Below are 25474 nucleotides of genomic sequence, written 5' to 3' on the forward strand. Positions count from 1 at the left end.
GTCGGTCAGGCCAGCCAGACCTTGTCGAAGCGGGCCCAGTCCAGGGTGTTCGGCGGGGCGTCGGCGACGCCGTTGAGCCCCGCGGACGTGCCGACGATCCAGTCCGCGAAACCCCAGACGAGCAGGCCGCACCTCTCGTGCAACTGGACCTGCATGTCCTTGTAGGCGGCGGTCCGCGCGGCGGGGTCGACTGTCGACTGCATCGTGCGGTACAGGGCGTCGAACTCTGGCGAACCCCACTTGGTCACGTTCTGCGGGGAGGTGGTGAGCAGTCGGGACGCCAGGTGGGTGTCGATCGGCATGGAACCCGACCGGTAGGAGGAGATCGCACCGCCGCTGAGGGTGTCCTTGAAGAAGGTGTCCTTGTTGCCCACGGCCACATCCAGGGTCACCCCGGCGGCCTTGGCCTGCTCGGCGAACAGGGTCGCGGCCTCCACGAGCCCGGCCCCGGCCGGCGCCGTCTGCAACGGCACCTTGAGCCCGTCGGCCCCTGCCTGCTTGAGGAGAGCTTTCGCCTTGTCGAGATCACGGGTGCGCTGGGGCAGGTCGGCGTAGTACTGGTAGCCCTTGCCGAACAGGTCGTTGCCTATCGAGCCCATGCCGCCCAGCACGGTGCGGACCAGCTCCTCGCGGTCAACCATGAGGCGGAACGCCGCGCGCACCTCCGGCTTGTCGAACGGTGCCCGGTCGAGTTTCATGGCGAACGCGTGCATGGCCGAGCCCGGCGCGCGGTGCACGGCGATGCGCTTGTCGGTGGCGTAGGTGCGGGCGCTGGCGGCGCTGAGGTCGTGCGCGTACTCCACCTGGCCGCCGACGAGCGCGTTGATCCGCGCGGTCTCCTCGTTGGCGGGCACGAACTCGACCCGGTCGAGGTGGGCGGGTGAGTCCCAGTACCCGTCGAAGCGGTCGACGACCAGCGTGCCGCCCGCCGCGAACGAGGCGAACCGGAAGGGTCCGGAACCTACGGGTCTGGTGAAGTCGGTCAGGTCCTTCGGCACGATCCACGACCCAAACGCGGTCGTCGCGAGGGGGAACTCCGACTGGGGCCGCTTGAGGACGAACTCGATGACCTGCGCGCTGACCGCGCTGCTGGCTTTGAGGTCGATCGCGTCGAGCTGCACGGCGGCACGCCTCGTGGCGGGCGCCGCCAGGATCCGGGCGTAGCTGGCCAGCACGTCGTCGGCGGTGACGGGCCTCCCGTCGTGGAAAGTGGCCTTGCGCAGCGTGACCCGCCACTTCGTGGCATCGGCGTTCGGCTCGAACTTCTCCGCCAGGCGCGGCACCGGCGACATGTCCGGTCCCAGGTCGGCGAGCTTGTCGAACAGGGCCTTGCTGCGCGCGCCGTCCACGAACAGGCTCGCAGCGTGCGGATCGAGGGTCTCCTTGGCCCCGGCGGTCTGAAACGCGGCGCGCACCCGGCCGCCCTTCTTCGGCGACGGGGCCCCCTTGGGGGTCCCGGCGGGGGTGGAGCAGCCGCCGAGGAGGACGCCGCCGGTCAGGGCGGCGCCACCGAGCAGGAGGCCGCGGCGAGTGGGAACGAACATCAGGAGACCTTTCCGTGGGAACGTGCGATGACGTGCAGCCGGTCCCCCGCGAGGGTGGTGCCGGGCGGCGTTGCGGGGTGCCATGCGATGTCGGTGCGCGGGCCGGGGGTGTCGAAGCAGGCCAGTACCTCAAAGCCTGCGACGGTGAGGAAGTGGCGCAGTTCCTGGGGGAACAGCAGCCGCCAGGCGGACCGGTCGACGCGGCCCTCGGGCTGCCAGATCCGTTCGCGGCGCAGGAGTTGCGCGGCGTGGTCGATCCACAGCCGGGTCGTGGCGGTGTGCCCGCCGACGGTGCGCTGCCGCGGCGCGCCGAGCAGTTCGTCGTTGCCGAGGAAGAACGCGCCGTTGCGCATCTCGGCGACGAACAGCCCACCGGGGGCCAGGTGCGCGCGGCAGGCGGCGAGGGCGCCGGCGAGGTCGTCGTTGGTGTGGCAGTACAGCAGGGCACTGTCCAGGCAGGTGATCGCGTCGAACGTCTCGCCCAGGTCGAAGGACTCGATCCGGCCTGGCACGAAGGTTCCCTGGTAGGTGGCCCGCGCGTAGTCCAGCATGGCCTGCGACGCGTCGAGCCCGACGACCGTGTAGCCGAGGGTGGCCAGGTGCCCGGCGTCGCGGCCGGTGCCACAGCCGAGGTCCAGCAACCTTCGGCCAGGTGCGCCGTAGTGCCGGATGACTCCGTCGACGAACATCGCCGCCGTGTGCTCCGGGTCCGGGAAGGCTGCCTCGTAGAGGGCGGGATTGTCGGTCAACAGATTCATCGGCTACTCCCTGAGACGGTCGCCGTGACCAGCGCGCCGGCCCGGTCGAGCCCGGCGACGGCGACCGCGCAGCCGACCCCGAGCAGGGCGAGGGGCCCCCAGGCCCAGCCGGTCTGCCACAAGGCGCCCGCCCCGGCCGAGGCCCCGGCGGCGATGAGGCCGGACACGAGGTAGAACACGCCGAACTGGGTGCCGGGCAGGTCCCGGTCCCCGAGGCCAGCGACGAGGTCCATGACGAACGGGTTGGCGACGGCGTACCCGAGGGACAGCAGCAGCACGGAGACCGTCACCGCGCCGACCCCGACCGGACCGCGCTGGGCCGCGAGCGGCGGCAGGAAAGCCGCCCCCATCAGCGCCAGTCCCACGGCCACGGCATGGCCCGGGCTCCAGTGCTCCCGGCACCACGCGGTGATCGGCACCTGTAGCGCCAGGCTGAGCACGGTCGCCAGCAGGAACACCCCTCCGACGGCCCGGGGCGTACCGGTGGCGCGCTCGGCTGCGAGCGGAATGACGAGATACAGCTGCGTGTACAGGGCGAACACCCCGCTGGCCGCGACCGTGAATCCGAGGAACTCCCGGTGGCCGAGCACTCCCCGCCAGTCCCGCCACACCGACTCCGGCCGGCGCGCGACGGACCGGGCGGGCAACGCGAACACCTGCGCGACGGTGAGCGCCGCGAAGATGCCAGCCGCGCCGCCGGCCACGACGGGGAACCCGACCCCGATCAGGGCCGCGCCGAGCAGCGGTCCGGCAAGGGCCCCGGCGTTGGCGAACACGGCGAAGCGGGCGAACGCCTCCGCGCGCCCGTCGCCGGCCTCCACCGCCACGTACGCCCGGACCGCCGGGTTGAACAGCGCACCCGACAGGCCACTGAGGACGGCTGCCGCCAGGAGGCCCGGCAGGTTGTCGAGGACCGCGAACAGGCCGAATCCGACGGTGCGCAGCGCGCAGCCCACGATGATGACGGGGCGCGGTCCCCACCGGTCGGCGAGGGTCCCGCCGAGCAGGAACAGGCCCTGCTGGCTCAGGGTCCGCACACCGAGGACCAGGCCGACGGCCGTGGCGGCCAGCCCGAGCCCGTCGAGGTACCCGGCGAGGAAGGGAACGAGCAGGTAGAAGCCGACGTTGACCCCGAACTGGTTGACCAGCAGCACCCGCAACGGCCAGGACATGGCCCTCATCGCCGCCGCACCCCCAGCCCGGGGCTGGTGGGCTGGGTCAGGGTGCCGTCGGTGCCGCCGATACCCGTCCACGGGTCCTCGGCGAGTAGCAGGTGCCCGTCGAGATCGAGCCATCGGGCGAGCCCGGCCAGGTGCACGGCCGGGGCGACGGACAGGGTGCTCGATGCCAGGCAGCCGAGCATCACCTGCATGCCGAGCGCCTTGGCCGTCCGGGCCATCTCGACCGCGCCGCCGAGGCCGCCGCACTCGACGAGTTTGACGTTGACGCCGTGCACGAGGCCTGCGAGGCGACCCACGTCGTCCGCGGTGCGGGCGTCCTCGTCGGCGATGACCGGGATCGGGGACCGGGCCGCGACCCGGGTCAGGAGGGCCAGGTGGCCGTGCCGGACGGGCTGTTCGACGGCCGCGATCCCGTAGCCGGCCAGCGCGTCGAGGCGGCGACTGGCGGTGTCGGCGTCCCAGCCGCCGTTGGGGTCCAGCAACAAGGTCACGTCGGGGGCGGCGGAACGCACGGCGGCGACCACCGCCACATCGTCGTCGCGGCCGAGCTTGAGCTTCAGCACGCCGAAACCCCGCCCCACCAGCCGGGCCGCCTCGATCGCGGCGTCGCGCGGGCCGCGCAGTCCGATGGTGTACGCCGTGCGGGGACCGGCCACCGGCGGTGTCCCGAGCACCCGGTGGGCAGCGAGCCCGTTGGCCCGGCCGATCAGGTCGTGGGCCGCGGCGTCCACGGCGGCGATGACCGCAAGCGTGTCAGGATGGGTGAGTCGCAGTCCCGGCAGCGTGGCCCGCAGCTCCGCCTCCGATCGGCACGCCGCCACGACCGGGGACAGTCTGGCGAGGACGGTTGCGATGGCGGCCACGTCCAGCTGGTAGTACCGGCTCGTGACGACCTCGCCGTGCCCGATCACACCGTCGTGCTCGACCGCGACCTCCACGGCCTCGCGTTCGCCGGTGACACCCCGCGACGTGTGGAACGGTTCGCGCAGGCGCAGCGTCGTCACCGACCACGTGAGCCTCATGCCGGGACCGCCCTGATCAGCGGGTCGCGGACGACCTGACATCGGGTCCAGCGATCCACCTCGGCCCCGTCCGGGCTGTCGACGTCGGCGGGCGCGGTGGCCGGCAGGCTGTCGAGGAGACCGTGCCGCGTGCAGTAGTCGTCGTCGAAGATGGTCTGCCAGTACCGGAGCGGGCCGTCGGGGAACACGGCCACCACCTGCTGGCCGGGGCCGGTGGCCGCGACCCAGGCGGCGACCCGGGCGACCGCGCCGGTGCTCCAGCCACCCGAGACGAACGCGTGCCGGGCCAGCCGCCGGCAGGTGTCCACGGCCTCGGCGGGCGCGATCCAGTGCACCTCGTCGAACGCGTCGTAGGCGACGTTGCGCGGGTAGATGCTGCTGCCCAGGCCACGCATCAGCCGCGGCCGGGCCGGCTGGCCGAAGATGGTCGAACCGACGGTGTCCACCCCGACCAGGCGCAACGCCGGGAACCGGTGCCGCAGCGCGCGGGCGATCCCGGCGCTGTGCCCGCCGGTGCCGACACTGCACACCAGGACGTCCACCGGCGACAGCTGAGCGGCCAGCTCGTCGGCCAGCGTCGCGTAGCCGGCCGGGTTGTCCGGGTTGCGGTACTGGTCGGGCCAGTACGCGCCCGGCAGTTCCCGGCACAGCTCGAGCAGCCGCTGCCTGCGGGCCTCCTGCCAGCCGCCGGTCGGGTGCGGCTCGGTGACGATCTCCAACCGCGCGCCGTGCGCCTGGAGCATGGCGCGCATCACCGGTTCCAACTCATGGTCGACCACCAGCACGACCGGATGCCCGAGGGCCGCCCCGGCCAGGGACAATCCGACACCGAGGGTGCCGCTGGTGGACTCCACGACCGGCGCGCCGGGCAACAGGTCGCCGCGCCGCCGGGCCTCGCGGAGCATGCTCAGGGCGGGCCGGGCCTTCATGCCGCCCGCGCCGAGGTACTCCAACTTGGCCCAGAAACCCGGGTGCGGTCGGGGCAACGGCGTCGTCACCCGCAGCACGGGGGTGTTGCCGACCAGATCGGCGAGACAGTCGGCGCGGTTCACGGGCGTCCTTTCGCGGTGTAGTGGTGCAGGGTGCTCGGCCCGCCGTCGAGCCAGAAGAACGGGTACGGCTCCGCCGACAGCGCGGTCACGCCCGAGCCGAGGAACTCCCGGGCGACGGCGCTGCCGGTCTGTGCGAACACGACGAACGGGATGCCGGCGTCGCGGGCGTGGGCGAGCAGCGGCTCGAAGGTGCCGTTGCCGAGCGTCATGCCGGACACCAGCAGCGCGCCGGCCCCGTCGAGCGCGGCCCGGGTGTGCACGGGCTCGCCCCATTCGGTGAACCCGCCCTTGAAGTCGCAGGCCAGGTAGCCCATGCCCCGAGCGCGCAGCGCGTGCAGCAGGGAATTGACGACGCCGACCACCGCGACCGGCCCGGAGACGTCGCCCGGCAGCAGGTCCACGACCGCGCGGGCCCGGGCCGTGGATTTCGCCAGGGAGTCACCGGCGGCAAGCACCCGGGCGACCGCATGCTGGTCGGAACCAAAGGGCCTGCGATCCATCAGGTACGCGTCCAGCGCCGCCACCCGCACCGCCCGCACGGGATGAGTCAGCAGATCCCGCACCGGCCGGCCGAGATGGGAAAACACGTCCTCCTCGGGCAACTCCCCCGGCTCGACGGAACACGCGCCGACCGCCGCGCCGACCCGGACGCACACCACCTCGTTGCGGTACCCGGTGTGCCGGCCCTGGTGGTGCGCGCCCTGCCGGGTGCTGAACGCGACCGTCACCGGGGTGTCGAGTCCGTCCCCTTGCAGGGTGTGGGCGATCAGCTCGTCGACGCTACGCATAGTCGATCCCGATGCCCGCGACGAGTTCGGCGGCGAGAGCGGCGGCCTCCCGCGGGGTGCCGGCGACGGTCATCACCCGGCCGGCGTAGCCGTTGTTGTCCCCGGTGGCGACCAGATCGCCGCCGGCGGTCGCGTCGATCTGCCACTCGACGACGTCGGCGTCGGCCGGCCGGTCCGCGCCCCGCACGGCCAGGACCCGGCCGGTCCGCTCGGGCACCACGAACCGGATCGCGGCCCCGCCGATCCCGGTGTCGCGGACGGCCAGGTCGGGGGCCACGCCGCGAACCACATCCAGGTACGCGCCCGGCAGGTCGATCCCGGTCACCCGCCGGACCAGTTCGGTGATGGAATTGCCGGCCGGCCGCAGGTTGACCTCCACCACGTACGGGCCGCGCGGGGTCAGCTTGATCTCGGTGTGCGCCACGGCCAGGTCCACGCCGAGCGCGACCAGCGCGTGAAGCGCCGTTCGGATCGCGGCGTCGCGGTGCTCGGCGGGCACCGGGGCGGGGAAGGCGTGGCCGGCCTCGACGAACGAGTCCTCCCCTGTGATCGTCTTGTCGGTGACCCCGACGACGGTGGTCTCCCCGTCCACGGTCACGGTCTCGACGCTCACCTCAGGCCCGTCCAGGTACTCCTCGAGCAGCACCGTGGCGTCTCTGGCCTGGCCGCGGGCGTTGACCGGGAAGCCCGCGAGGGCGTCGAACGCCGCGCGGAGCTGGGCCTCGTCATCGGCGCGTCGGACGTACATGCCCGCGCACAGGTCAACGGGTTTGACGACGACCGGGTAGCCGATGTCCTCGGCCCCTCGGACGGCTTCCTGCCAGCGCAGCGCCGTGGCGAAGTTGGGCGTGGGCATGCCGGCGTCGGCCATCGCGCCTCGGGCGAGGTGCTTGCGGTGCGTGCGGTGCACCGCCGCAGGGTCGCAGCCGGGCAGCCCGAGGTGCCGGGCGAGGGTGGCGGCGGTCTCCAGGTAGTAGTCACACGAGCTCAGTACCCCGTCGAAGGGGGTGTGGCGGTGTGCCGTCTCGACGGCCGCGAGCACGGTCGCCGGGTCGTTGGTCTCGGCGGTGAGCACGGCCTTCGCCCCGAGGAGAGGGTGCTGGCCGGGGCCGTGCCAGGAGCGCAGGTAGTGGTCGAGGTCGCGGGTGAGGAACGTGAACTCGTGGCCGGCTTCGGCGATCGAGCGGGGCAGGAGCCGGCTCATCGCGCCGACCCAGCTCTCCACGACCAACAGGTGGGCCATTTCTCGCTCCGTCTCGGCAGGTGACTCGGGGTTGCGTCAGACCCTAGACTGAAATGATAATCATTTGCAACTAGACTGAACGGGTGACCCCGGCGCGTCGATCGGAGAGGTTGATGTCCATACAGGACGAAGAGTTGAAGCGAGGCTAGGCCTCACACGAGATCAGCACAAGAGGGCGTCACCATTACATATTCGTTATTTGATGACATTCGACTTCGTGCGTCACCCTCACCGTCCTGTCCGGCGGCGCGTGGTGGTGGGCCAGTCCGGTGGCCGCCGCCTGCCCGCTACAGGCCGGCGGTGGCCAGCGCGTCGGCCCGGTCGGGGTAACCGACGGCGGCATCCAGTCCCGGGGCAACCGGCCAGCGGCGGCTGTGCTGATTGTCAGCCGGGCACGTTTGTGCGTGCGACACTGCCTGTGACCAGGATTTTCGTCCGCAAGGAGGCCGTGTGGCTGTGGAGTTCAGGGGAACGGTCCGCCAGTGGCGCGACGACAAGCCTGGCGGCCTGGCGGTGGTGGACGTGCCCGCGGACCTCGTGGGCCAGTTGGGCGGACGCCGTCAGATGCGGGTGTCGGGCACCCTGGAAGGTGCCCCGTTCGCCGGAAGTACGATGCTGGTCGCCGGGGGCGGTCTGTGCGTGGGGGTGAGTCGCGCGGCATTGCGGGCGGCCGGCGCGTCGGTCGGCGACGACGTCGACCTGTCGATATCGCCGGCCGCTGGTGAGTCGGGCACACGTTCCCACGCGTGACCGTCGACCGCCTGGCCTGCGGTCATCACCGGTGTCCAGCGCCGCGTATGGTTCGAGTGGAGAGGTTGACACCATGGCTGTCGACGTCGTGACCGACATCCTGATCTCCCGATCGCCGGCTGAGGTCTCCGCTTACGCCGGGGACCCGGGCAACGCGCCAGAGTGGTATGCCAACATCACCTCAGTCGCATGGCTGACGCCGCCGCCGCTCGCCGTCAGCTCCCGGCTGGCCTTCGTCGCCCACTTCCTCGGCCGCCGCCTCGCGTACACCTACGAGATCGTCGAACTCGTCCCCGGTGAGCGTCTCGTCATGCGCACCGCCGAGGGGCCGTTCCCCATGGAGACGACATATGCCTGGGAAGCTGCCGGCGAGCACGGTACGCGCATGACGTTGCGCAACCGGGGCGAGCCCAGCGGCTTCGCCGCGATCAGTGCCCCGCTGATGGCCGCCGCGATGCGCCGCGCCAACCGCAAGGATCTCGCGATGCTCAAAAGGATCCTGGAACGGTCGGGGCACTAAAGGGACATACCTGACGACTCATTCAAGCGGAGCGCCCCGGGGGCGGATTCTCGCAACCCTTCGCGGCGGCGTGTTTCCGGCGTAATACAGGGACACGTTGTTCACCCGTACCTCCGCCATGGCCCTCCTCCCCTGCGCATCGAGAAATCAGCGTCCGCGTCATCAGCGCGCCCGGCAGCCACCGCCAGCCTAGGTGCAGTCGGTGACAAACAATGTTGAAGTCGACATAATGGCGCAAGAGGTTCGTGGTCGCCTGCGAACATTGGTGCGATTTACGGCCGTGAACGGGCCGCCGGACGGGCGTTGAGGGGTCTCCACGGGGGGGTGCGGTTCTAGGCTGGAGATGACCGATGTCCTGGAATGTGGTGCCTGCCTGAGGGGGAGCCATGGTCAGGTCTGCGGAGAGTGTCATCGTCGCCCGCCCGGCGGACGAGGTCTTTCGATATATCGCTGATCTCCGCAATGAGCCGAACTGGCATGTTGACATAGATTCGGTACCGTCGGATACGGACCCAGTCCCTGTAGTCGGGAAGGCCTACCCTCTGAAGTTCAAACCGTTCATGGGCAAAACTGACGGCACCTTCACCGCCCTCGAGGTCGAACCCGGTGCTCGGGTGGTGTACCGCGCTGACTTCGCTGGTCTTCAGCCGCAGATCACCTACACGGTCGAGCCCGTAGGAGAGAGTGCGCGGTTCACCCGCGCCGTCGAGATGCGACCCACGGGCGTCAGGGTCCTCATGACACCGATGATGGCGGTCATGGTTCCGCGCCGGAACAAGGTATTTGTGCAAAACCTCAAACAGGTACTCGAGTCCTGAACCTGCTCGCACAGGAGTGGATCGACGACTTGTTGCCGTACCGGCGCGTCACGCCAAGGCTGCCGGCGATCCGGGTGCTAACCGGGCGATCCCTACCTGACGTGGCCTGACCACATCAGCATGCCGTGAGAACCGGGCCCGGGAGCCAGTGGGGCCTGAGATACTGACGATGTGCTGTATTCCGTGGGAATCTGGACAGTGAAAGCCGGCCACGAGGAAGCATTCGTGGCCAGGTGGCAAGCCCTCGCGGACGGCGGCCGCCGAAATCCACCCCTGACACCGGTCACCGGCCGCGCGGCTCGGTGTCCTGCGAGGGTCCGATCCGATGCCACTGGGGGCCTACAATGGCGCGTTTCGCAGTAGCGTTTCCGGTACCGGCAAGCGTGCGCGACGATGCTGACCGGTTCGTCAACGAGGTCGCCGAGCGCCGCGAGGAGTGGCTGGCGTCGCGGCGACGGCTCGATGTGACCAGGGAGCGCGGTTGGCTGCAGGCCACACCGCAGGGTGACCTGTTCGTCCTCATGCTCGAAGGAACCGATCCGGTCGCCGGGAACGTCGCGTTCGCAGCCTCCCGGGAGCCGTTCGACGTTTGGTTCAAGGAACGCGCCGGGGCCATGATGGCCGTCGACTTCGATCAACCGATCCCGGTCCATCCGGAGCTGATCTACACCTCCGTGCCGGATGACAGCGCGGCTGAGCAGGCCGTCGCGGTCGCGATTCCCCTGTTGCCGGGCAAGACCGACGCGCACCGCCGGATCGCCGCCGAGGTCAACGGCCCACGCCGTGCGGGGTTCGACGCCTTCCACGAACACGCCGGAGTGACCGAGGACTGGTGGATCCAACCCACCCCGATGGGAGACCTTGTTCTCCTGTACCTCGAAAGTGATGATCTCGCCGCCGCGATGGCGCACCTGGCCCGGTCACGGGATGACACCGAGGTCTGGTTCAAGGAGGCAACCCTCGACACGGAGGGTATCGACTGGTCCGGACCTCCGCCGGCACTGCCCGAGCAACTGTTCGACTGGCGAGTCTGAGCCTTCGACGACACCGTGGCGCAGCCGCGGCCGAACGACACGGGTGAGTACAGCTAGCAAGCACTGTCGGTGGTTGGTGTTATCGTCCCGCGTCATGGTGGAGTTCGTTGGTGAAGATCTCACGGGTTCTTTGTTCCGGCTCACCCGGCTGAACGGCGTCGAGTTCCGCGGTTGCGAGTTCGCGGACACCCGGTTTCGGATCGTGGAGATGTCCGGCGTCACGATGCGGGGTGTGGAGCTGCACAATGTCGAGATCTCCGGTGACGTCGGAAACCTGAAGGTCAACGGGGTCGAAGTTAAAGCGCTCGTGGAGGCCGAGCTCGACCGGCGCTATCCCGAGCGGGCCAGGATGCGTCCGACTGACGCCGCTGGGTTCGGCGAGGCGTGGCAGGTCATCGAGCGGCTGTGGGACGGCTCTGTCGAACGGGCCCGCGGCCTGGATCCTGATCTGTTGCACGCCTCCGTTGACGGAGAGTGGTCGTTCATCGAGACGCTGCGGCACCTGGTGTTGGTCACCGACGGGTGGATCCGACGGACCGTCCTTCTCGATCCGTCGCCGTGGCACCCGCTGGGCCTGCCCTGGGACGACCCGGACGAGACGCGGGCCCTGCCCGCCGGCATCACCCGCGACCGCGACGCGCGGCCGACGCTCGACACCCTGCTCGACCTCCGTCGGGACCGGATGGCGACGGTCCGCGACATCGTCGCCGGCGTCTCCGACGAGTCCCTCGATGCCGAGACCACGCCGGTCGGGACTCCGGGGTGGCCGGAGTCTCGTAACCGTCGCCTGCGTGACGTACTGCTGCACGTGTTTCACGAGGAGTGGGAGCATCGGCTCTACGCGGAGCGCGACCTCAACGCCCTGGAAGCGCATTAGGGCAAGGAGTCTCGCTCGTGGTTACGCGACCGGCGTCGCGGGGGTGAGCATCCCGATCATCGGCTCACTCGGCGACATCGTCATCGCGCTCGCCCTGCGTACGCCGGCGGCCAGGTACCCCGCGAGGGCCTCATGGTCGCCTGGCCCGGCGAGCGACGACTGATCGAACGACTCCTGGGTTGGTCGTTGGGCGGAGGCGGTCGTGGTGGCCGTCGATGCGGTGCGGATGTCGGTGCGAGCCGAGGACGGTTCCGTGCTGGCAGTCGATGGGCTTCCGTGGCCAGCGACTTGGCGGTCCCGCGCTGGCGCGCCCCGTTGGACACCCTGGCCGGCCTGTTGGTCGGGGCCAGGGCCGCCGACTACCTGGACGAGCCCGTCACCCAAGCCGCCCACATGCTCCGGGCCGCAGCTCTCGCCGAGTCCGCCGATGCCCCCGACACCCAGATCGCCGCCGCGCTGCTGCACGACGTCAGCGACTTCACCGGCGCGGACCTGATGGCCGGCACCGACTACCGGCACTGCCAGGTCGGCGCGGACTGGCTCTCCCGATGGTTCCCGCCGGCCGTGACGGAGCCCGCCCGGCTGCACGTGGCGGCTAAGCGGTACCTGTGCACGGTGGATCCGGAGTATCTGAGCCGACTGAAGGAGGCGTCGGTGTACGCGCGGCGGTGTAGAGCGAGCCGATGTCACCTGAGGTGGCCGCGTTCGAGGCGGAGCCGAATGCGGAGGCGGCGGTGGCGGCGCGGCGGTGGGATGACGGGGCGAAGGACCCGGGCGTCGTGACCGGGGACTTCGCGCATTTCCGGGCCGTGCTGGAGCGCGTGCTGCGCTACTAGCGTGGCCTTGCCGCGGGTCAGCGGTCCACAGTGTGGGCTGGTCCGATCCACGGGGTCGGAGTCGGTCCCTCGGAGAGCCCGCCCCGTACGCTATAACTCGGGGCGCGACGTAGGGGACGGCCCGAATCCCCGGGGACTCCTCATCACGACGGCAATCAAACTGAAGATCCCGAAGGCTATGCCGAACATGAAGTACCTCTGAGGGTCGAGCCCCTTCCTCTGCGCAACCGCCTTCGCCAGGAATGCCGAAGTGAATCCCATGGCAACTATTGCGACCAAAACGAAGTCCGCCATACTGGTTCCTTGTCGTAGCGACTGCGGGTGGGTCCGAATTGTCGCGCCCACCCGCAGGTTAGCCTACATGGATTCGAAATCCTGCCACACCGAGGTCACGGTAAATGCATCCCACGGCATGAAGAACATCCTCCGACGGTACTCCGTGATGTCCCTTTCGGTTCGGAACTCCAATTGCCCGTCGTTGAGTCGCGCGTACGTCTGTTCCCGGTAACGGAATTGATACTTCACGTCGTGGATAGCCACCATGACGGTGCCGACTGGAGGACTCAACGCCCCTGCGGCCCATTTCACGCCCTCGCTGTACTTGTGGTCTTTGGTATCCATGAGATCAAATCCGTTACCCTCCCAGTCCGATACGCGAACATCTGACGATGTCGCCACGAGGACCCATGGTGTCTTTTTGGCCTTTTTCTGCGGGGCGCGGTTTCCAGCAAGCTTCGGAGGTGGTGTCGGTTGCGGGCTATGGAGACCGGGGCAAAAGAATTCACACAAAGAGACTCCGGTACCGAAGCAGGCCTTCTGTAATGCGCAAGTGAGGGTATTGTCCTGACCCGTGCAGGGGCCGACAAAGCCTGGAGATCCGCATCCGTCCGAGGGCGTGTCGCGACATGATCCTCCGTTGCCGCAGCGCCATCCGTCTTCAGGTTCCCAAGGGTCACCGGCGTCGTCGTAGCCGCCGCACGGGCCATCATTGCAATCCTCGTGATGCGAGCCGCCCGATGACGAGTTCCCGACTGGGCTGCATCCGTTTCCATCGTCTTCGCATAGCCCGGTTGGATCACTGCTCGTGGCCGGTGCATTGCTGGCGTAAGCAAATCCGTGCCAGCTTTGCGGGTCTGTGGCGTCGAAGACTGGGTCGACGGAGACGAAGCGGCCGGTTTTCGGGTTGTAGTCGCGGGCCCCGACGTGCACGAGGGCAGTGTCCGGGTCGTTCACGCCGTCCACGAACCCGTGTTCGGTCGGCCATACCGCTGTCGTGCCCCGGACACCGCCGAACGGGTCAGTTCGCCGCCGCGTCACGGTCAGGTCGGTGGCTTTGACGCTGGCCTGGCCTGTGCCGTGGTGGTCGGTCACCATCCAGGCCAGTCCGCCTGAGGTGGTACGGACCGCGCCTGGGTACGTCCGGGTCGCTGTCGCGGCGGACGTCGGGGTGTTGGCGTGCAGTTCGGTCGTGCCGAGGTAGACCGTGGTGCCGGTGGTGTCCTTGCGCAGGATCCGGTTGCCGTCGGCGTCGTACACGTAGCTGGTGGTGGCCCCGCCGGATATCGCAATGGAGGCGAGTTTGCCCAGTTCGTTGAAGGTGTAGTTGGCGGAGTTGTGTGACTGGGTGTTGCCGGCCGCGTCGTAGCTGAGCGAGTCGGTGGTGACGGCCGTGCCGGTGCCGATCTTGGTGTCGACCTTGGTGAGGCTGTGCGGGCGGAGCGCCTTGGCTGCCGGGTTGGTGTAGGTGCGGGTGGTGTCGGAGGCGCCGCTGAGGCCGTGCTTGAGCTCGGTCTTGCGGTTGCCGACGTTGTCGAAGGTGTAGGTGGTCCAGTACGGGTCCGCGCCGCCGATCACCCCGGCCGTCGGGCTGGCCTGGCAGGTGCTGGCGGTCGTGGTCCAGGATTCGGTCATCCGGCGCAGGCCGTCGTAGCCGAAGCACTGGTTGGCGATGACCGCGCCGGTCTTGTTCTCGTTGACTCCGGTCACGTTGCCGACGGCGTCGTAGGCATAGATCTCGTTGTACTGCTCCTCGAACCCGCCGACGGCGCCGACCTTCTCGGTGTCGAGCTGCGACTTGGTGAGCCGGCCGGTGTACTCCTCCCGGAAGGTGGTCGCCTTGATCTGCTTGCCGGCGGCACCCCTCACGCTCTGGTACAGCGCGCCGTCGTAGAAGTAGATGGCGTTGGCCAGGTAGGTATCCAGGCCGGTCGCGGAGATCTGCTGTCCGATCGAGTTGTAGCCGGAGCTCACCGTCTCTGCCGCCAGTCCACCGGCGGCCGGGTATCCGACCGTGGCCAGGGAACCGTCCGGCTTATACGTGGCCGTCGAGGTGTAGGTGCCGGCCAGGGTGCCCGCCGACGCCGGAATGGTCACTGAGTTGCCCAGCGGCCGATAGCCATCGTCGTAGCCGGTCACCGCGGTGGTGTACGCGTCGGTGCCCTCGTACTTCGTTGACGAGGTGAGCTGCCCCTTGGCCACGGTGTCGTAGGTCCAGGACGCGTATCGGGTGCCGGCCAGGCTGTCTTTGAACACCCCGGTCTTGCGGCCCAGGTTGTCGTATCCGAACGCCAGCTTCACGTTGCGGGCATCGGTCGTGGTCAGGACCTGACCGGCGTCGTCGTAGGTCAGGTTGGTGGTGCCGGCGTCCGGGTCAGACTTCGTCTTCGCCCGGCCACGGATGTCGTAGCCGGTGGTCCACACGTTGCCGTCGGTGTCGGTGACTGTGGTCTGCCGGCCGAGGATGTCGTAGCCGAACGTCGAGTCCAGGAACGAGCCGGACACGACCGAGCCCTTGTACTGCCGAATCTTCGCCTTCCGGCCCCGCGCGTCGGCGTACACCGTGGTGGCGGTGCCACCTGCCGGCGGGGTGACGGTGACCGAATCACCGGTGTAGGACGTGCTGGTGACCAGCCCGGCGCCGACCTGGTTGTTGTTGCGGTCCAGCCCGGTGATGGTGTCGGTGACGGTGCGGCCCAGGTTGTCGTACCCGATGGCGTGTCTGGTCTTGACATCGGTGGCGAGGAAGGTCAGCAGGCCCCCGGATGGCGCGGCGGTCGCCTTGAACGTCGAGGTGGACGCGACCAGACCACGGGGATCGTAAGCCGTGTCGTTGACCGCGTTCTTCCCGTCCTGGGTCGCGGTCTGGGTCTGTCTCGGCCGGAACAGCGAGTCATAGATCTCGTAGGACGAGACGGTGGACCCGTTCGGGATCAGCCGGCTGGTCTTCACCGATGGGACGGCGGAGTTCGACAAGGTGTACTCGTAGGCGATGTTCGCGGTCTGCGCGGTGGTGCGCCCCGGTTGCCAGACCTTCAGCAGCCGGCCGAGCGCGTCGTAGCTGGCCTGGGTCGTCTTGTTGTTGGGGTCGACGACGGAGGTTGGCTGCGACCACGCGGTGTCGAACGTCGACGTGGTGGCGTGCCCGGCCGCGTTGGTGGTGACGACCTGCGTGACCGGTCCTGCACCCGCCGGGGTGTAGCTGGTCGTGGTGGCGCGGTTGAGCGCGTCGTAGGTCTTGATTGTCCGGCCGAGTGCGTCGAATTCCGTCTTCCCGACGGTGGTATACGTGACCGGGGAGCCGTTGGACAGGGCGTCGGTCCTGGTGGGAAGGCCCTTGGTCGGCGCGGCGGCCAGGTCGATGGAGGTGTCGTAGTAGGTGCGGCTGCCGCCCAGTGGCGCGCCTGTCGGGGTGCCGGCGGGGCATGCCTTCGTTTCGACCTGCGAGACAGTGGCGAGGATAAACGCCGTGTAGTTGCGGTTGTAGGTGGTGGTGGAGCACACGGTGTCGGCCGTGTCGACGTCGGTGATCGTGGTGCCGTTGCTGGTGACGGTCACTTCGCCCTTGTCGACGACCGAGACGGGGTAGCCGTCAGTGTCGAAGGCGGTGGTGCTCTCGGTGACCCGGTCGCCCGCGCTGACCTTGGTGTGGGTGCGGCTCAGCTTCTCCCGGATCCGGAAGGCCCAGCCGATCTCGCCGACGTAGGGCAGGGGCTGGCCGGCCAGCTGGCGGGCGTCCCAGTCGTGGACGGTGCGGGTGGCGGCGACCCCGCCATCGAGGACCTGTTCCTCCCAGACCTGGCCGCGCAGGACGGACCAGTCGTCGATCGTGGTGCCTTCGGAGTTGGTCATCTTGACGTGGCGGATGGTGGACTGGTCGTTGGCGATGCGGTCGCCGTCGAGACCGCGCATATAGAGCTTCTTGGTGACGGACTTGCGGCCGGCGCCGTCGTCGCGAGTGGTGGTGACGGTGGGGTAGCCGCGCCAGTCCGACCAGGTCCGATCTGCAAACGGGGTTTGGAACGCGTTCTGGTTATAGCCCCACAGGGTGACGGGGTGTCCGTCGGTGGTGGAGGCGCCGTCGGTGGAGTAGGCGTAGCTGGTCTTGACGTCGGGTGAGCCGCCGGTGGGGTCGTGTTCGGTGACGCTCTTGACGACGTACTTGTACCACCAGGTCCAGTCGACGGGGTCGGTGGCGTTGGGCTTGGCCAGGAGCAGGAAGCAGCGGCCGTTGTTGTCGACGTTGTTCGGGTACGACGTGCAGGATGCCGGTTCATACTCGACCTCGGTGACCGCGCCGGTCTCGGAGAAGATCTGCCACATCCGCCAGTGCTTCATCGGCGGAGTGCCGCCGTAGCGGTTGTCCAGCGCGGTGCCCTTGAACACGATGTTCGGCATCGTCACCGGCGTGGCGCCTGCGAGGCCGGTGTGACCGATGTTGTTCAGCCACAGGGACGGTGAGATGCCGTCATCCGTCGGCCAGAAGCCGGTGGGCGTGTCGTAGCGTTCGATGTCGCGGTACCCGGTGCCGGCCGCGTCGCGGACTCGCATGGTGACGGAGGACAGGGCGTTGATGGTGAAGAAGACGGGTGAGTAGATCCCGGGGCACGAGGTCGCGGTGTACACGCACACCTGGTCGAGCGGGGAGTCGGGCCACTGGTCGAACTGGGACTCGTCACACGACGGCTGGCCCGGCTGGTAGCAGCGGAACGTCAGTCCGAAGTCGATGACGTACGGGGCGTTGCTGCCGTTCTCAGAGCCCGCCCGGGTGCCGTACTCGATCCGAATCAGGGTGTTGGCTCGGTCGTAGGCGGCGGCGGTGGTGTTGAGGTTCTGGCCGTAGCGCTCCCACTCGCGTTCGTAGTAGTACGTCATCGAGTTGTCGCGGGTGTCCTGCACGTAGTCCAGGCCCCACCGCCAGCCCATCTTGCACGCCGAGGCGGCGAACCCTGCGGCGTTGTAGCACGGCTCGCCGGGATTGTTGGAGTACACGGGCACAGCGAGGGTCGATTCGGTCTCCACGCCCTGGGATGCGAGGCGGTGGTTGCTGCCGAAGTAGTAGCGGGTGCCGTCGGGGGTGGTGATGATCCAGTACTCGCCGTTGAAAGTCCCGTTGTCCGGCTGCGTCCCGCACAGGGTGCCCCAGCACTGGGTGACCTTCCAGCCCGGGTCGTTCTCGACATGCCAGCCAGTCTCGCCCGCGCCGTCATTGAACGCCCGCACCGTCTTGCCCGCAAGGGAGATAGTGACGTTGTCGTTCTTCCAGCACAGGTCACCGGTGTTGTTGCCGTCCTGCGAACACGACGCGTAGGTGCGCTCTACGAACCCGCCGGCCGACAGGTCCCAGCCCTCACCCAGGATGCCGGCCTGCCCGTTGGCCGCCGTGGTGCGCCCGTCGACCGCCGCCGAGGAGTACGACGCGGCCACAGCCGGGTTCAGCCCGCCCGATGACTGCGGCACCCGCATCTGGTAATTCCACGAGAACCCGCCACCGGACTCGCCAGCCGTCCAGGTCGCCGACGGCGACAATGGCGAGCGCGTGAAGTCCCCCGACGCGCCCGCCGGGGCCGCCGACAACGCGAACACCGCACCCGAAGACGACCCCGCCGCCCGCAGCGGGGCCGCCTTGCCCAGGGTGGCGCCCGCCGAGTCCGCTGGGGCCACCGTCATGTCGGCAGTCACGGTCTTGCGCGTTGGGTCGTTGGTCGACCGCACCGGCGTCTGCACCTGGCATTCCGGCTTGTCCGGGGTGGTCGCCGCACACGCCGGCAGCTGCACGATCCGCAGCCGGGAACCGTAGCCGCCACCGTAGGCGTCGGCGAAGCCGGAGTAGTCGAACTCCACCGCCGCCCGCCCGGCCGCAGACTGCATGTCGGCCCGGGACAGCCGCATCGCCACCCCACCCTTGACGGCCCTGCCCGCCACAGCCCGGTCCAGGATCTCCACCCGGACCCGGCCGGGCGCCGACGCCACCGCCGAACGCAACTGCTTCTCGTTGTCCGCCGGCGCCGCGTCCGCCGCGCTCGCAGGCACACCGACACGCACCGGCAGGACACCGGCCTTCACCAGGCCCGGCGCACCCGCCGACGGAGCAGCCGACAGGCTCCTCGCCGCCGCGGCCGGCGCACCCAGATCGACCTCCGCCGCGCCTGCCGCAGGCCACAGCGTCGCCTTCGGCCCCTTCAACCGGCCCGGCATCCCCGCCGGTACACCGGGACCGCCAGGGGCCCTCCCTGTCGCGGTCACCGGCTCATTCAGATCCGGAGCGCCATCACCCGGAGCCGCCAACGCCGGCACCGACGGAAGGAGACCGGCTGCGAGCCCCAGCGTCAGGGCAGCAAGCATCGAGGACAAACGAACTGAAGACACGACCAGACCCCCGGGCCGAAAAACATAACGGCCGAAAGGTAGGTGCCGACAAAACCCAAGGTCAAGGCAGCGTTCAAGCCGTTACATGCCCCTGTCCGATGCCTCCCGCGGTGAGAAGATGCCTCGATTGCAGAGCGTCACTCGGGGAACGCCGAATGTTATTTCGAACGCCTCATGGTCACCAAAGCTGGCTGTGAGCAGCGGTTCAAAACCGTGGCATTCATTCCAAATACCTCCGCCACGTCAGGCGAAAAGAGACCTTGGCCACCCGACTGCACCGACCGGCACCTCCCCCGCGACCGAGTTGTCCATCTCGACTGACGGGAAAGCCGTTCCATGGGTGGCCGACTGCGGCCTTACCCAGCCACGGGCGATCGGCTCGGCGCGGCACTGGCCCACTGCGTTCCCTGTGGCCGTTGAAACGGTCACCGACGTGGGACAAACGCTGTGGTCCGAGCAGGGCCAGCTTAGGAATGCCCAGCTTGCGCCGCATCAGAGTGGTCATCGAGATCGGAAAACTACAACGCCATCCCGCGACCCTAACCCGGCCAGGTCCCCCACGCGGCCCACCGTAACCGGCCGGATCATCGCTTCCAGGGGCGCGCCTGGTTTCATCAAGTACGGGACCGACCACGCCGGTCGAGCGCATGTCGGGTGCGGCAGCCATCGGTCATCGGCAGTGCGCAGCACTTCACCAGCGTCGGTAGGTCGACTGCCACACCCGGGTCGAGCGGACCTCGACACGCACAGCATGAACCCACGACCAAATGCGCGGCTTCCCATGAGCGCGACGACGCCGATCCCGTTATGCGATCGACGAGAGCGGCGGGCGCCCTCGGAAGGCGCCCGCCGCAGGTCCGGCAGGGGTCAGTCGACCGGGCTGGCCCGCCGGACCCGGATGTCGAAGTACGAGACCACCCAGTCGGAGGCCAGCTCCTCCCTGAGGCGGCGGGACAGCAGGACGCCGCGTTCGGCGAACTGGTCAGCCACCTGGGGGGTGGGGAACCCGGAGGAGGCCGGGTCGTCGCGGTTCAGGGTGGCGTCGAACTCATCCCCCCACTGCTCGAGGTCGGTGGCCAGACCGGATGACAGGCCGAGTACGGGGTCATGCGGGGACACGTTGACCTCGCCGCCGTGCCCGTGGCACCACAACGGGTGGCACTCGTAGTCGGGCATGAGTCGGATGGTGCGTTGACTGCCGGTCATTGCGGTGATCCTGTCAGATTCGCTCCGACGATGAAGCCGTTGCTGCCCACCGATACGGCGACTGTCCACGTCTTGCCATTGTAAAGAACCTGGAAGATCGGGCGCCCCGTGCCCTTGCCCTGGTACCCGATGATAGTTCCCTCGGTCGCGGCCTTGAGCACGAAGTCCGGGATCTGTTCGGCCGAGAGCCCCTTGGCGACGAAGTCGGTGCCGTGCTCCTCCATGATGTGCACCAGTCCGCCGTTGGAACTGCCCGTCTCCAGGAACACGATCTTGCCTTCCGCGTTGCGGGCGACCCCGATGACATCGGCGGCGCTGAAATTCACCCCGTTGGCCGCGAGCTCGTCGATCAGGCCCTGGTTGGCTGCCGCGCGCTCCAGAATGGCCATGGTCTCCGGCGCCATCTCCACCATGCGAGCGGCGGCGATGGCCCGGTCGATTCCGATCCCGGACTTCAGCGCCGTCCCGACCCCGCGGACCACCTCGACGACCTTGGCGAGCCGCCCCGGCGGGGTGATCATGACGGCGGCCCAGCCGCAGTCGGCACTGGCCTGTCCGTTCACGACCGAGTTGGCGCAGTGGGTGAACGTCCGATACGTCATGTCCTTGAGGTTCTCCACCACCTCCTCGAACTTGTCCTTGGCGGTGAACAGGACCACGGTGTCGGGCCGGTCGATGGTCGTGACCTTGGTGTCCAGGTAGGTGCGGGTGCAGTCCACCGTCATCGTCGCCAGGTCCGGCGTGCCGCAGTTGAGCAGCCGGTAGACGAATGTGCTCTTGAGGTGGTGGACAACCGGAATCCGGCAGGCCGCGTTGGGATCACCGACGGTGCCGGTGAAGTTGCAGGTCCACGCGTCGGCGGTGATCGTGTCCTCGAGCCGGTAGTCGGTGAGCACCCCGCCGATCCCGGTCGGCCCCGGCCTGGTCTGCTGGTCGACCGTGATCTGATCTCTGGCCTTCGCCTCGGCCAGTGCCGCCGCGTCCTGAGCCTGTTGGGCGCTGACCTGCGCACTGGCGGCGGCAGCCTCGGCGGCGGTTGCGTCACGTTCGGCGGAGGTCGCCGCCGTGCGCGCCGTGGCGGCGTCGGCGGCTGCGACACTCGCCGCGGTCCGCGCCGCAGCGGCATCCCTCTCCGCCGCCGTCGCGGCGTCCCGGGCAGCCGAGGCGTCCCCGCTCGCCGCTACCGCCGAGGCGGCGGCGGTGGCCGCGTCCTGCTTGGCCTGCGCCTCCAGAGCGGCGGTGTTCGCATCGGACTGCGCGGCCGCTGCCGCGTCCACTGCTGCCGCGACGGCCGAGACCCGGGCCGCGGACACCGACTGCACGGCACCGGTGGCCTCGCCGGCGGCGTACGCCGCGGACTGGGCCGCCGCCTTGGCGTCGCCCGTGGCCTTGTCCGCCAGGGCCTTGGCATCGACTGCCGCCTTGCCGGCCTGCGCGGCCTGAGCCTGGGCTACAGCGTCTTGTTGCTCGGCGATCGTCTTGGAGGACTGTCCGACAAGGACAGCGAGCCCCGCGGAGACGTCGGCCTGCCGGAACGGGCTTCCGAGCGCGATGGCGTCGTTCGCTGGGGCGATGACCGCCGAGGCCGAGTCCCTGGCGGCCATGGCGGAGCGCCCAGCCGCGTACGCGTACCCGGCCGTGCGCGCCGCGTCCCACTGCGCCTGCTCGGCCTGGAACTTCGCCGCACCCGAGTCGGTTTTCGCCTTCGCCGCATCGGCCTTCGCTGAATCGGCCAGGGCCTGCGCGGCCGTGACGTTCGCCGAGGCGAGCCCGGATGCGACGATCGCGTCAGCGGCCGCCGCGTGCGCGGTGAGCGCCTGCGCATGTGTGTCCGCCGCGTCCGCGGCCGCGCTGTTCGACGCCGCGTGGGCCCGTTCGGCGGCGCCGGTCGCCTGGGTGGCGGCGGTGCGGGCCGCAACAGCGGCGTTGCCGGCGGCCGTGGCGTCGGTGCGAGCCGCGTTCGCGGCGGTGTTTGCCGTGGTCGCCGCCGATCGGGCGGCCGTGGCTGCCTGCCGGGCGGCGTCGGCGGAGGCGGTCCCGGCGGCGGCCGCAGAGGCCGCCTCCATGGCCTCGGCCCGGCCTTCCACGGCGTCCCCGTTGTCCGCCGCCGTCATCGCCGCGCTCCGGGCCGTGGCCGCCCGGCTCTCGGCGGCCTCGGCGTCGACGCGGTTGCTTGCGGCCGTCGCCGCAGCCGCTTGAGCGGCAGCGGCCGCGGTGGCCGCCTTGGCCTGCTGGGCCTGGGCCGCGGCTTCGGCCGTCGCCGCCAGTGCCCGCTGGGTGTCGGCCGTGGCCCGCGCGGCGGCGGCCCTGGCCTGTTCCGTCTGGGCGACCTGCCTCTGCGCGGCGGCCTTGGCGGCCGAGACCTTCGCGGCGGCTTCGGCGTTCGCCGCCGCCGTCCGGTCGGCCTTCGCCCGGGTCGCGGCCTGTGCGGCCTGGTCGGCCTGGGCCTTGGCCGCGACGGCGGCGGCGTGGGCCTGGTCGGCTGCTTCCTTCGCCGCGGCGCGCTGGAACTCGGCCTGCAGGGCGTGGCCCTGGGTCTGGGCGAGAGCGAACAGCGCGCCGGAGTCGGCGACGGAGGCCTGGGTGGCGTTGGTGGCGGTGGAGGTGGCGTTCGCCGCGGCCTGGGCGGCTGCGGCGGAGGCCTTGGTGACCTGCGCGGACTGCTGCGCGTACGCCAACCCGCGACCGTAGGGGGTGCCGTTGAGCTGGGCGATCTGCCCCGCCAGGTCCTGCGCCCCGGCGACCTTCGCGGCCTGGACCTGCGCGGAGGAGGCTGCCTGGGTGGCGATGCCCAACTGCACTGCGGTCTCGGACTTGGCGTGCGCGATCGCGGTGGCCGCCGTGTCGAACGAGGCCTTTCTCGGGTAGCCGATCTCGTTCGTCGGGCGGGCGAGCCAGTAGGCCTGCCAGTTCGTCAGCTGCGAGGCGATCCACGACTGCCCGACCGCCTCGACCATCGCCTCAGCCGCGGCTTTCAAGTCGGTTGAGGCCTGGGCCTCGGCGGCTAGGATCGTCGCCCGGGGGCCGGCCTGGGCGGCGAGTTCGGCGGCCCATTCGGCACCGGCGGTGGATGCCTCCAGGTCCAGGGCGCCGTTCAACGCGATCGGGTTGCCGCTCTCGCACGAGGCGAAACGCAGTTTCAGCGCCTCGACGTCCTGGCGGAACTCCACCGTGCCCGGGGCCGGGGCCCTGGTAGGGAAGCCGCCCTGTTGCAGGAACAGCCGGACGTCGTCGGCGTTGCGGACCCCGGTGGTCCCGCCGAACACGTACCACATGCTGCGGGCGTAGTCAGTGCGGTCGGAGGCTGCCCGGTACTCCGCGTCGGTCGCGTAGTCGGCACGTTTCACGTCCGGGTACTGCGCCACGTACATCTGCTTGACCGTGTCCTGGGCCGCCTGGGAGGCCTGCGGTGCCAGCGGTACGAAGAAGTGGTCCCACTGTTCCCACCACTGCTTGGCGTAGAACCCGGCGATCGCGTCGCCGATCGCAGGGGCGTGTTGGAAGGCCGCGTCGGTCACGAACGGCACGGTCAGCCCCGCCAGGGGCACCTCCCACGCCGACGCCCGATCGTTCATCGCCTGGAACTTCGCCCACAGCGCGTCCTTGTCCTGCTGGTAGCCCGGCATCGTGTCGGGGCTGGCCAACCGGTGCAGCTCCGCCGGCGAGGTCGACGCCAGGCCCGCCTGGGCCGTGGCTTTCATCGCCGGTCCGCCGACGTGGGCGACGAACCCGAGCCGGCAGGTGTCCTCCCGGATCTGTGGCTGCCCGGCCAGCAGGAACGGACCCGCCCCGCCCATCAATGCCGCGATGTCGGCGTCGGGCAGGGCGCTCTGCCAGGCCCGGACCTCATCGACCTTGCCGTCGAGGTAGTCGGCCGTGTGCCCTGACCACCAGCCCCGGCCGATCTGCAGACCACCGGAGCCCTTCAGCGGAGCGGCCCGGCCGCTGGTGGCGACCCGGGTGCCGTTGACGTAGAGGCGGATCTGCTTGGCCGACGCGTCGTACACGCCGGTGAGGTGCGTCCAGGTGTTGAGGGTGACGGCCGGTCCGTAGACGACGTCCCAGGCCGTGGTCTCCGAGTCGGTGCGCGGCAGGATGAACTGCTGCCGGCCGTCCGGCAGAACCTTGAGGTAGAAGCTCGACACCCGGGCGCCGTCCTGGGACAGGATGGTCCGCACGTGCCCGAGCTGGTTGACCTTCACCCACGTCGAGACGGTGAACGACTGGTCCGCGGCCAACGCCACCGGCGCGGTGACCGAGGACCCGTTGCCGTTCAACGCCACCGAACGCGCACCCAACGACTGGGGTGAGTCAGCGCTCTTTTCGGTGTCCCAGGCGGCCCCACCCACCAGCGTGGCGTCCGCACCACCGGGAAGCGCGTTGCGGGCCGTGGTACCCGTCGTCTCGTCGAACGCGTAGTGCGCCACCTCGCCGGAAGCCGGGGCGGTCGCCTTCGGGCCGCCGTAGCCGAGCGCCCACACCTGGTCGCCGTATGCGGGGTCGCAGTCGTACTGCAAGCCGGCGGTGCCGTGGGTGGAACCCCGGCTGAGAAGACACTTCGAGCTGTTGACGTTGCGCAGGTCGACCAGGCCGGTCCCGCGCGACGTCAGCCGCCACTGCTGATCGGTACCCGTATGGCAGTCGCCCTGGTTGGCCGTGGCCTCGTTGTCGGTGCGCCAGCCGCCGATCTCCAGACACAGGTGGCTGTTCGCGTTCTGGATCCGGTACGTGCCGTATGACAGCGGGACCAGAGTCCACTTCTGCGCGGCCGTGCCGCCGCACTCCCACTGCTGGGCCGGCGCACCACTGTCGGTCCGCGACGCCGCGATATCCAGACACAGGTGACTGTTGTTGTTGACGATCTGGACAGCCGTGGAATCGGGTGGGTCGGCGGCCGCTGGGCCGATGCCCAGAGATAACGAGGCGGCGAGTACTGACAGCACGAGCAATACGCGGGCAACCACGCGCGACATGAGAGGTTCCTGACTATCGGACCGGGTTTGGTGGTTCGCGCTAACGCGGCAGTGGCCGCCGTCCGTACGGAGGCGGCATCACGACGTAGCGTGCCGGGGTCCGCTCACAGTCGACCAACAACCCACCAACCACCCCGGCGTCGGGCGGTATCGGCGAGCCTGGCATCGCTCAGGTGTGGTGAGAGCCGGCGCGCGCATCGCGGGGCCGGTGCGCACGACGACGTAGC

Annotated in this window: 16 protein-coding genes; 6 read left to right on the forward strand and 10 right to left on the reverse strand. The window is 69.7% G+C overall.

The window, feature by feature from the left end; translation table 11 throughout:
* Positions 1–5: 5 nt before the first annotated feature.
* From IW245_RS12665 to IW245_RS12695, 7 genes are read right to left on the reverse strand one after another with little or no spacing between them, the layout of a single operon-like run.
* Positions 6–1544 carry an ABC transporter substrate-binding protein gene (locus IW245_RS12665; RefSeq protein ID WP_197003375.1) on the reverse strand — a complete coding sequence of 513 codons (1539 nt, stop codon included), beginning with the start codon at positions 1542–1544 and terminating at the stop codon, positions 6–8.
* A complete protein-coding gene (locus tag IW245_RS12670) occupies positions 1544–2302 on the reverse strand; it encodes a class I SAM-dependent methyltransferase (RefSeq protein ID WP_197003376.1) in 759 nt (252 codons plus the stop codon). The genes IW245_RS12665 and IW245_RS12670 overlap by 1 nt, the downstream gene beginning before the upstream one ends.
* The gene (locus IW245_RS12675) at positions 2299–3483 is read right to left on the reverse strand and encodes an MFS transporter (RefSeq protein WP_231398781.1); all 1185 of its coding nucleotides are present in this window, start codon (positions 3481–3483) and stop codon (positions 2299–2301) included. Before IW245_RS12675 ends, IW245_RS12670 begins: the two co-directional genes overlap by 4 nt.
* On the reverse strand, positions 3480–4505 hold the full coding sequence (locus tag IW245_RS12680; RefSeq protein ID WP_197003377.1) for an enolase C-terminal domain-like protein: 1026 nt from the start codon (positions 4503–4505) through the stop codon (positions 3480–3482). The genes IW245_RS12675 and IW245_RS12680 overlap by 4 nt, the downstream gene beginning before the upstream one ends.
* Positions 4502–5557, reverse strand: a complete 1056-nt coding sequence (locus IW245_RS12685; protein ID WP_233472992.1) for a PLP-dependent cysteine synthase family protein — start codon at positions 5555–5557, stop codon at positions 4502–4504. The genes IW245_RS12680 and IW245_RS12685 overlap by 4 nt, the downstream gene beginning before the upstream one ends.
* Entirely contained in the window at positions 5554–6345 is a 792-nt protein-coding gene (locus tag IW245_RS12690; protein ID WP_197003378.1) for a Rossmann-like domain-containing protein, read from the reverse strand. The genes IW245_RS12685 and IW245_RS12690 overlap by 4 nt, the downstream gene beginning before the upstream one ends.
* On the reverse strand, positions 6338–7588 hold the full coding sequence (locus tag IW245_RS12695) for an ATP-grasp domain-containing protein (protein WP_197003379.1): 1251 nt from the start codon (positions 7586–7588) through the stop codon (positions 6338–6340). Before IW245_RS12695 ends, IW245_RS12690 begins: the two co-directional genes overlap by 8 nt.
* A gap of 450 nt (positions 7589–8038) precedes the next feature.
* Here IW245_RS12695 and IW245_RS12700 point away from each other — a divergent pair, with 450 nt between their 5' ends.
* From IW245_RS12700 to IW245_RS12725, 6 genes are all read left to right on the forward strand, one after another.
* A complete protein-coding gene (locus IW245_RS12700) occupies positions 8039–8338 on the forward strand; it encodes a DUF1905 domain-containing protein (protein WP_197003380.1) in 300 nt (99 codons plus the stop codon).
* A 73-nt stretch (positions 8339–8411) separates the two neighbouring features.
* On the forward strand, positions 8412–8858 hold the full coding sequence (locus IW245_RS12705) for an SRPBCC family protein (RefSeq protein ID WP_197003381.1): 447 nt from the start codon (positions 8412–8414) through the stop codon (positions 8856–8858).
* Between the two features lie 386 nt (positions 8859–9244).
* Entirely contained in the window at positions 9245–9676 is a 432-nt protein-coding gene (locus IW245_RS12710) for an SRPBCC family protein (protein ID WP_197003382.1), read from the forward strand.
* 383 nt (positions 9677–10059) lie between these two features.
* Complete coding sequence (locus IW245_RS12715) at positions 10060–10710, forward strand: hypothetical protein (protein ID WP_197003383.1); 651 nt, start codon at positions 10060–10062, stop codon at positions 10708–10710.
* A gap of 94 nt (positions 10711–10804) precedes the next feature.
* Positions 10805–11587: a DinB family protein gene (locus tag IW245_RS12720; RefSeq protein ID WP_197003384.1), complete on the forward strand. Its 783-nt coding sequence runs from the start codon at positions 10805–10807 to the stop codon at positions 11585–11587.
* A 276-nt stretch (positions 11588–11863) separates the two neighbouring features.
* Positions 11864–12370, forward strand: a complete 507-nt coding sequence (locus IW245_RS12725; protein ID WP_197003385.1) for an HD domain-containing protein — start codon at positions 11864–11866, stop codon at positions 12368–12370.
* 410 nt (positions 12371–12780) lie between these two features.
* On the opposite strand, the gene IW245_RS42165 is transcribed toward IW245_RS12725, so the two are convergent.
* The 3 genes from IW245_RS42165 to IW245_RS12740 all read right to left on the reverse strand — a co-directional run bounded on the left by IW245_RS42165 (position 12781) and on the right by IW245_RS12740 (position 25247).
* Positions 12781–18732 carry an RHS repeat domain-containing protein gene (locus IW245_RS42165; RefSeq protein ID WP_197003386.1) on the reverse strand — a complete coding sequence of 1984 codons (5952 nt, stop codon included), beginning with the start codon at positions 18730–18732 and terminating at the stop codon, positions 12781–12783.
* Between the two features lie 1203 nt (positions 18733–19935).
* The gene (locus IW245_RS12735) at positions 19936–20244 is read right to left on the reverse strand and encodes an immunity protein CdiI family protein (protein WP_197003387.1); all 309 of its coding nucleotides are present in this window, start codon (positions 20242–20244) and stop codon (positions 19936–19938) included.
* A 26-nt stretch (positions 20245–20270) separates the two neighbouring features.
* Positions 20271–25247 carry an RICIN domain-containing protein gene (locus IW245_RS12740; protein ID WP_197003388.1) on the reverse strand — a complete coding sequence of 1659 codons (4977 nt, stop codon included), beginning with the start codon at positions 25245–25247 and terminating at the stop codon, positions 20271–20273.
* Positions 25248–25474: the final 227 nt, after the last annotated feature.

The sequence above is a fragment of the Longispora fulva genome, assembly GCF_015751905.1.
Classification (GTDB): domain Bacteria; phylum Actinomycetota; class Actinomycetes; order Mycobacteriales; family Micromonosporaceae; genus Longispora; species Longispora fulva.

Excerpts from the sequence above, each read along its gene's own strand:
- IW245_RS12665 (WP_197003375.1), bottom strand. The coding sequence starts at position 1,544 with ATGTTCGTTCCCACTCGCCGCGGCCTCCTGCTCGGTGGCGCCGCCCTG.
- IW245_RS12670 (WP_197003376.1), bottom strand. The coding sequence starts at position 2,302 with ATGAATCTGTTGACCGACAATCCCGCCCTCTACGAGGCAGCCTTCCCG.
- IW245_RS12675 (WP_231398781.1), bottom strand. The coding sequence starts at position 3,483 with ATGAGGGCCATGTCCTGGCCGTTGCGGGTGCTGCTGGTCAACCAGTTC.
- IW245_RS12680 (WP_197003377.1), bottom strand. The coding sequence starts at position 4,505 with ATGAGGCTCACGTGGTCGGTGACGACGCTGCGCCTGCGCGAACCGTTC.
- IW245_RS12690 (WP_197003378.1), bottom strand. The coding sequence starts at position 6,345 with ATGCGTAGCGTCGACGAGCTGATCGCCCACACCCTGCAAGGGGACGGA.
- IW245_RS12695 (WP_197003379.1), bottom strand. The coding sequence starts at position 7,588 with ATGGCCCACCTGTTGGTCGTGGAGAGCTGGGTCGGCGCGATGAGCCGG.
- IW245_RS12705 (WP_197003381.1), top strand. The coding sequence starts at position 8,412 with ATGGCTGTCGACGTCGTGACCGACATCCTGATCTCCCGATCGCCGGCT.
- IW245_RS12710 (WP_197003382.1), top strand. The coding sequence starts at position 9,245 with ATGGTCAGGTCTGCGGAGAGTGTCATCGTCGCCCGCCCGGCGGACGAG.
- IW245_RS12720 (WP_197003384.1), top strand. The coding sequence starts at position 10,805 with ATGGTGGAGTTCGTTGGTGAAGATCTCACGGGTTCTTTGTTCCGGCTC.
- IW245_RS12735 (WP_197003387.1), bottom strand. The coding sequence starts at position 20,244 with ATGCCCGACTACGAGTGCCACCCGTTGTGGTGCCACGGGCACGGCGGC.
- IW245_RS12740 (WP_197003388.1), bottom strand. The coding sequence starts at position 25,247 with ATGTCGCGCGTGGTTGCCCGCGTATTGCTCGTGCTGTCAGTACTCGCC.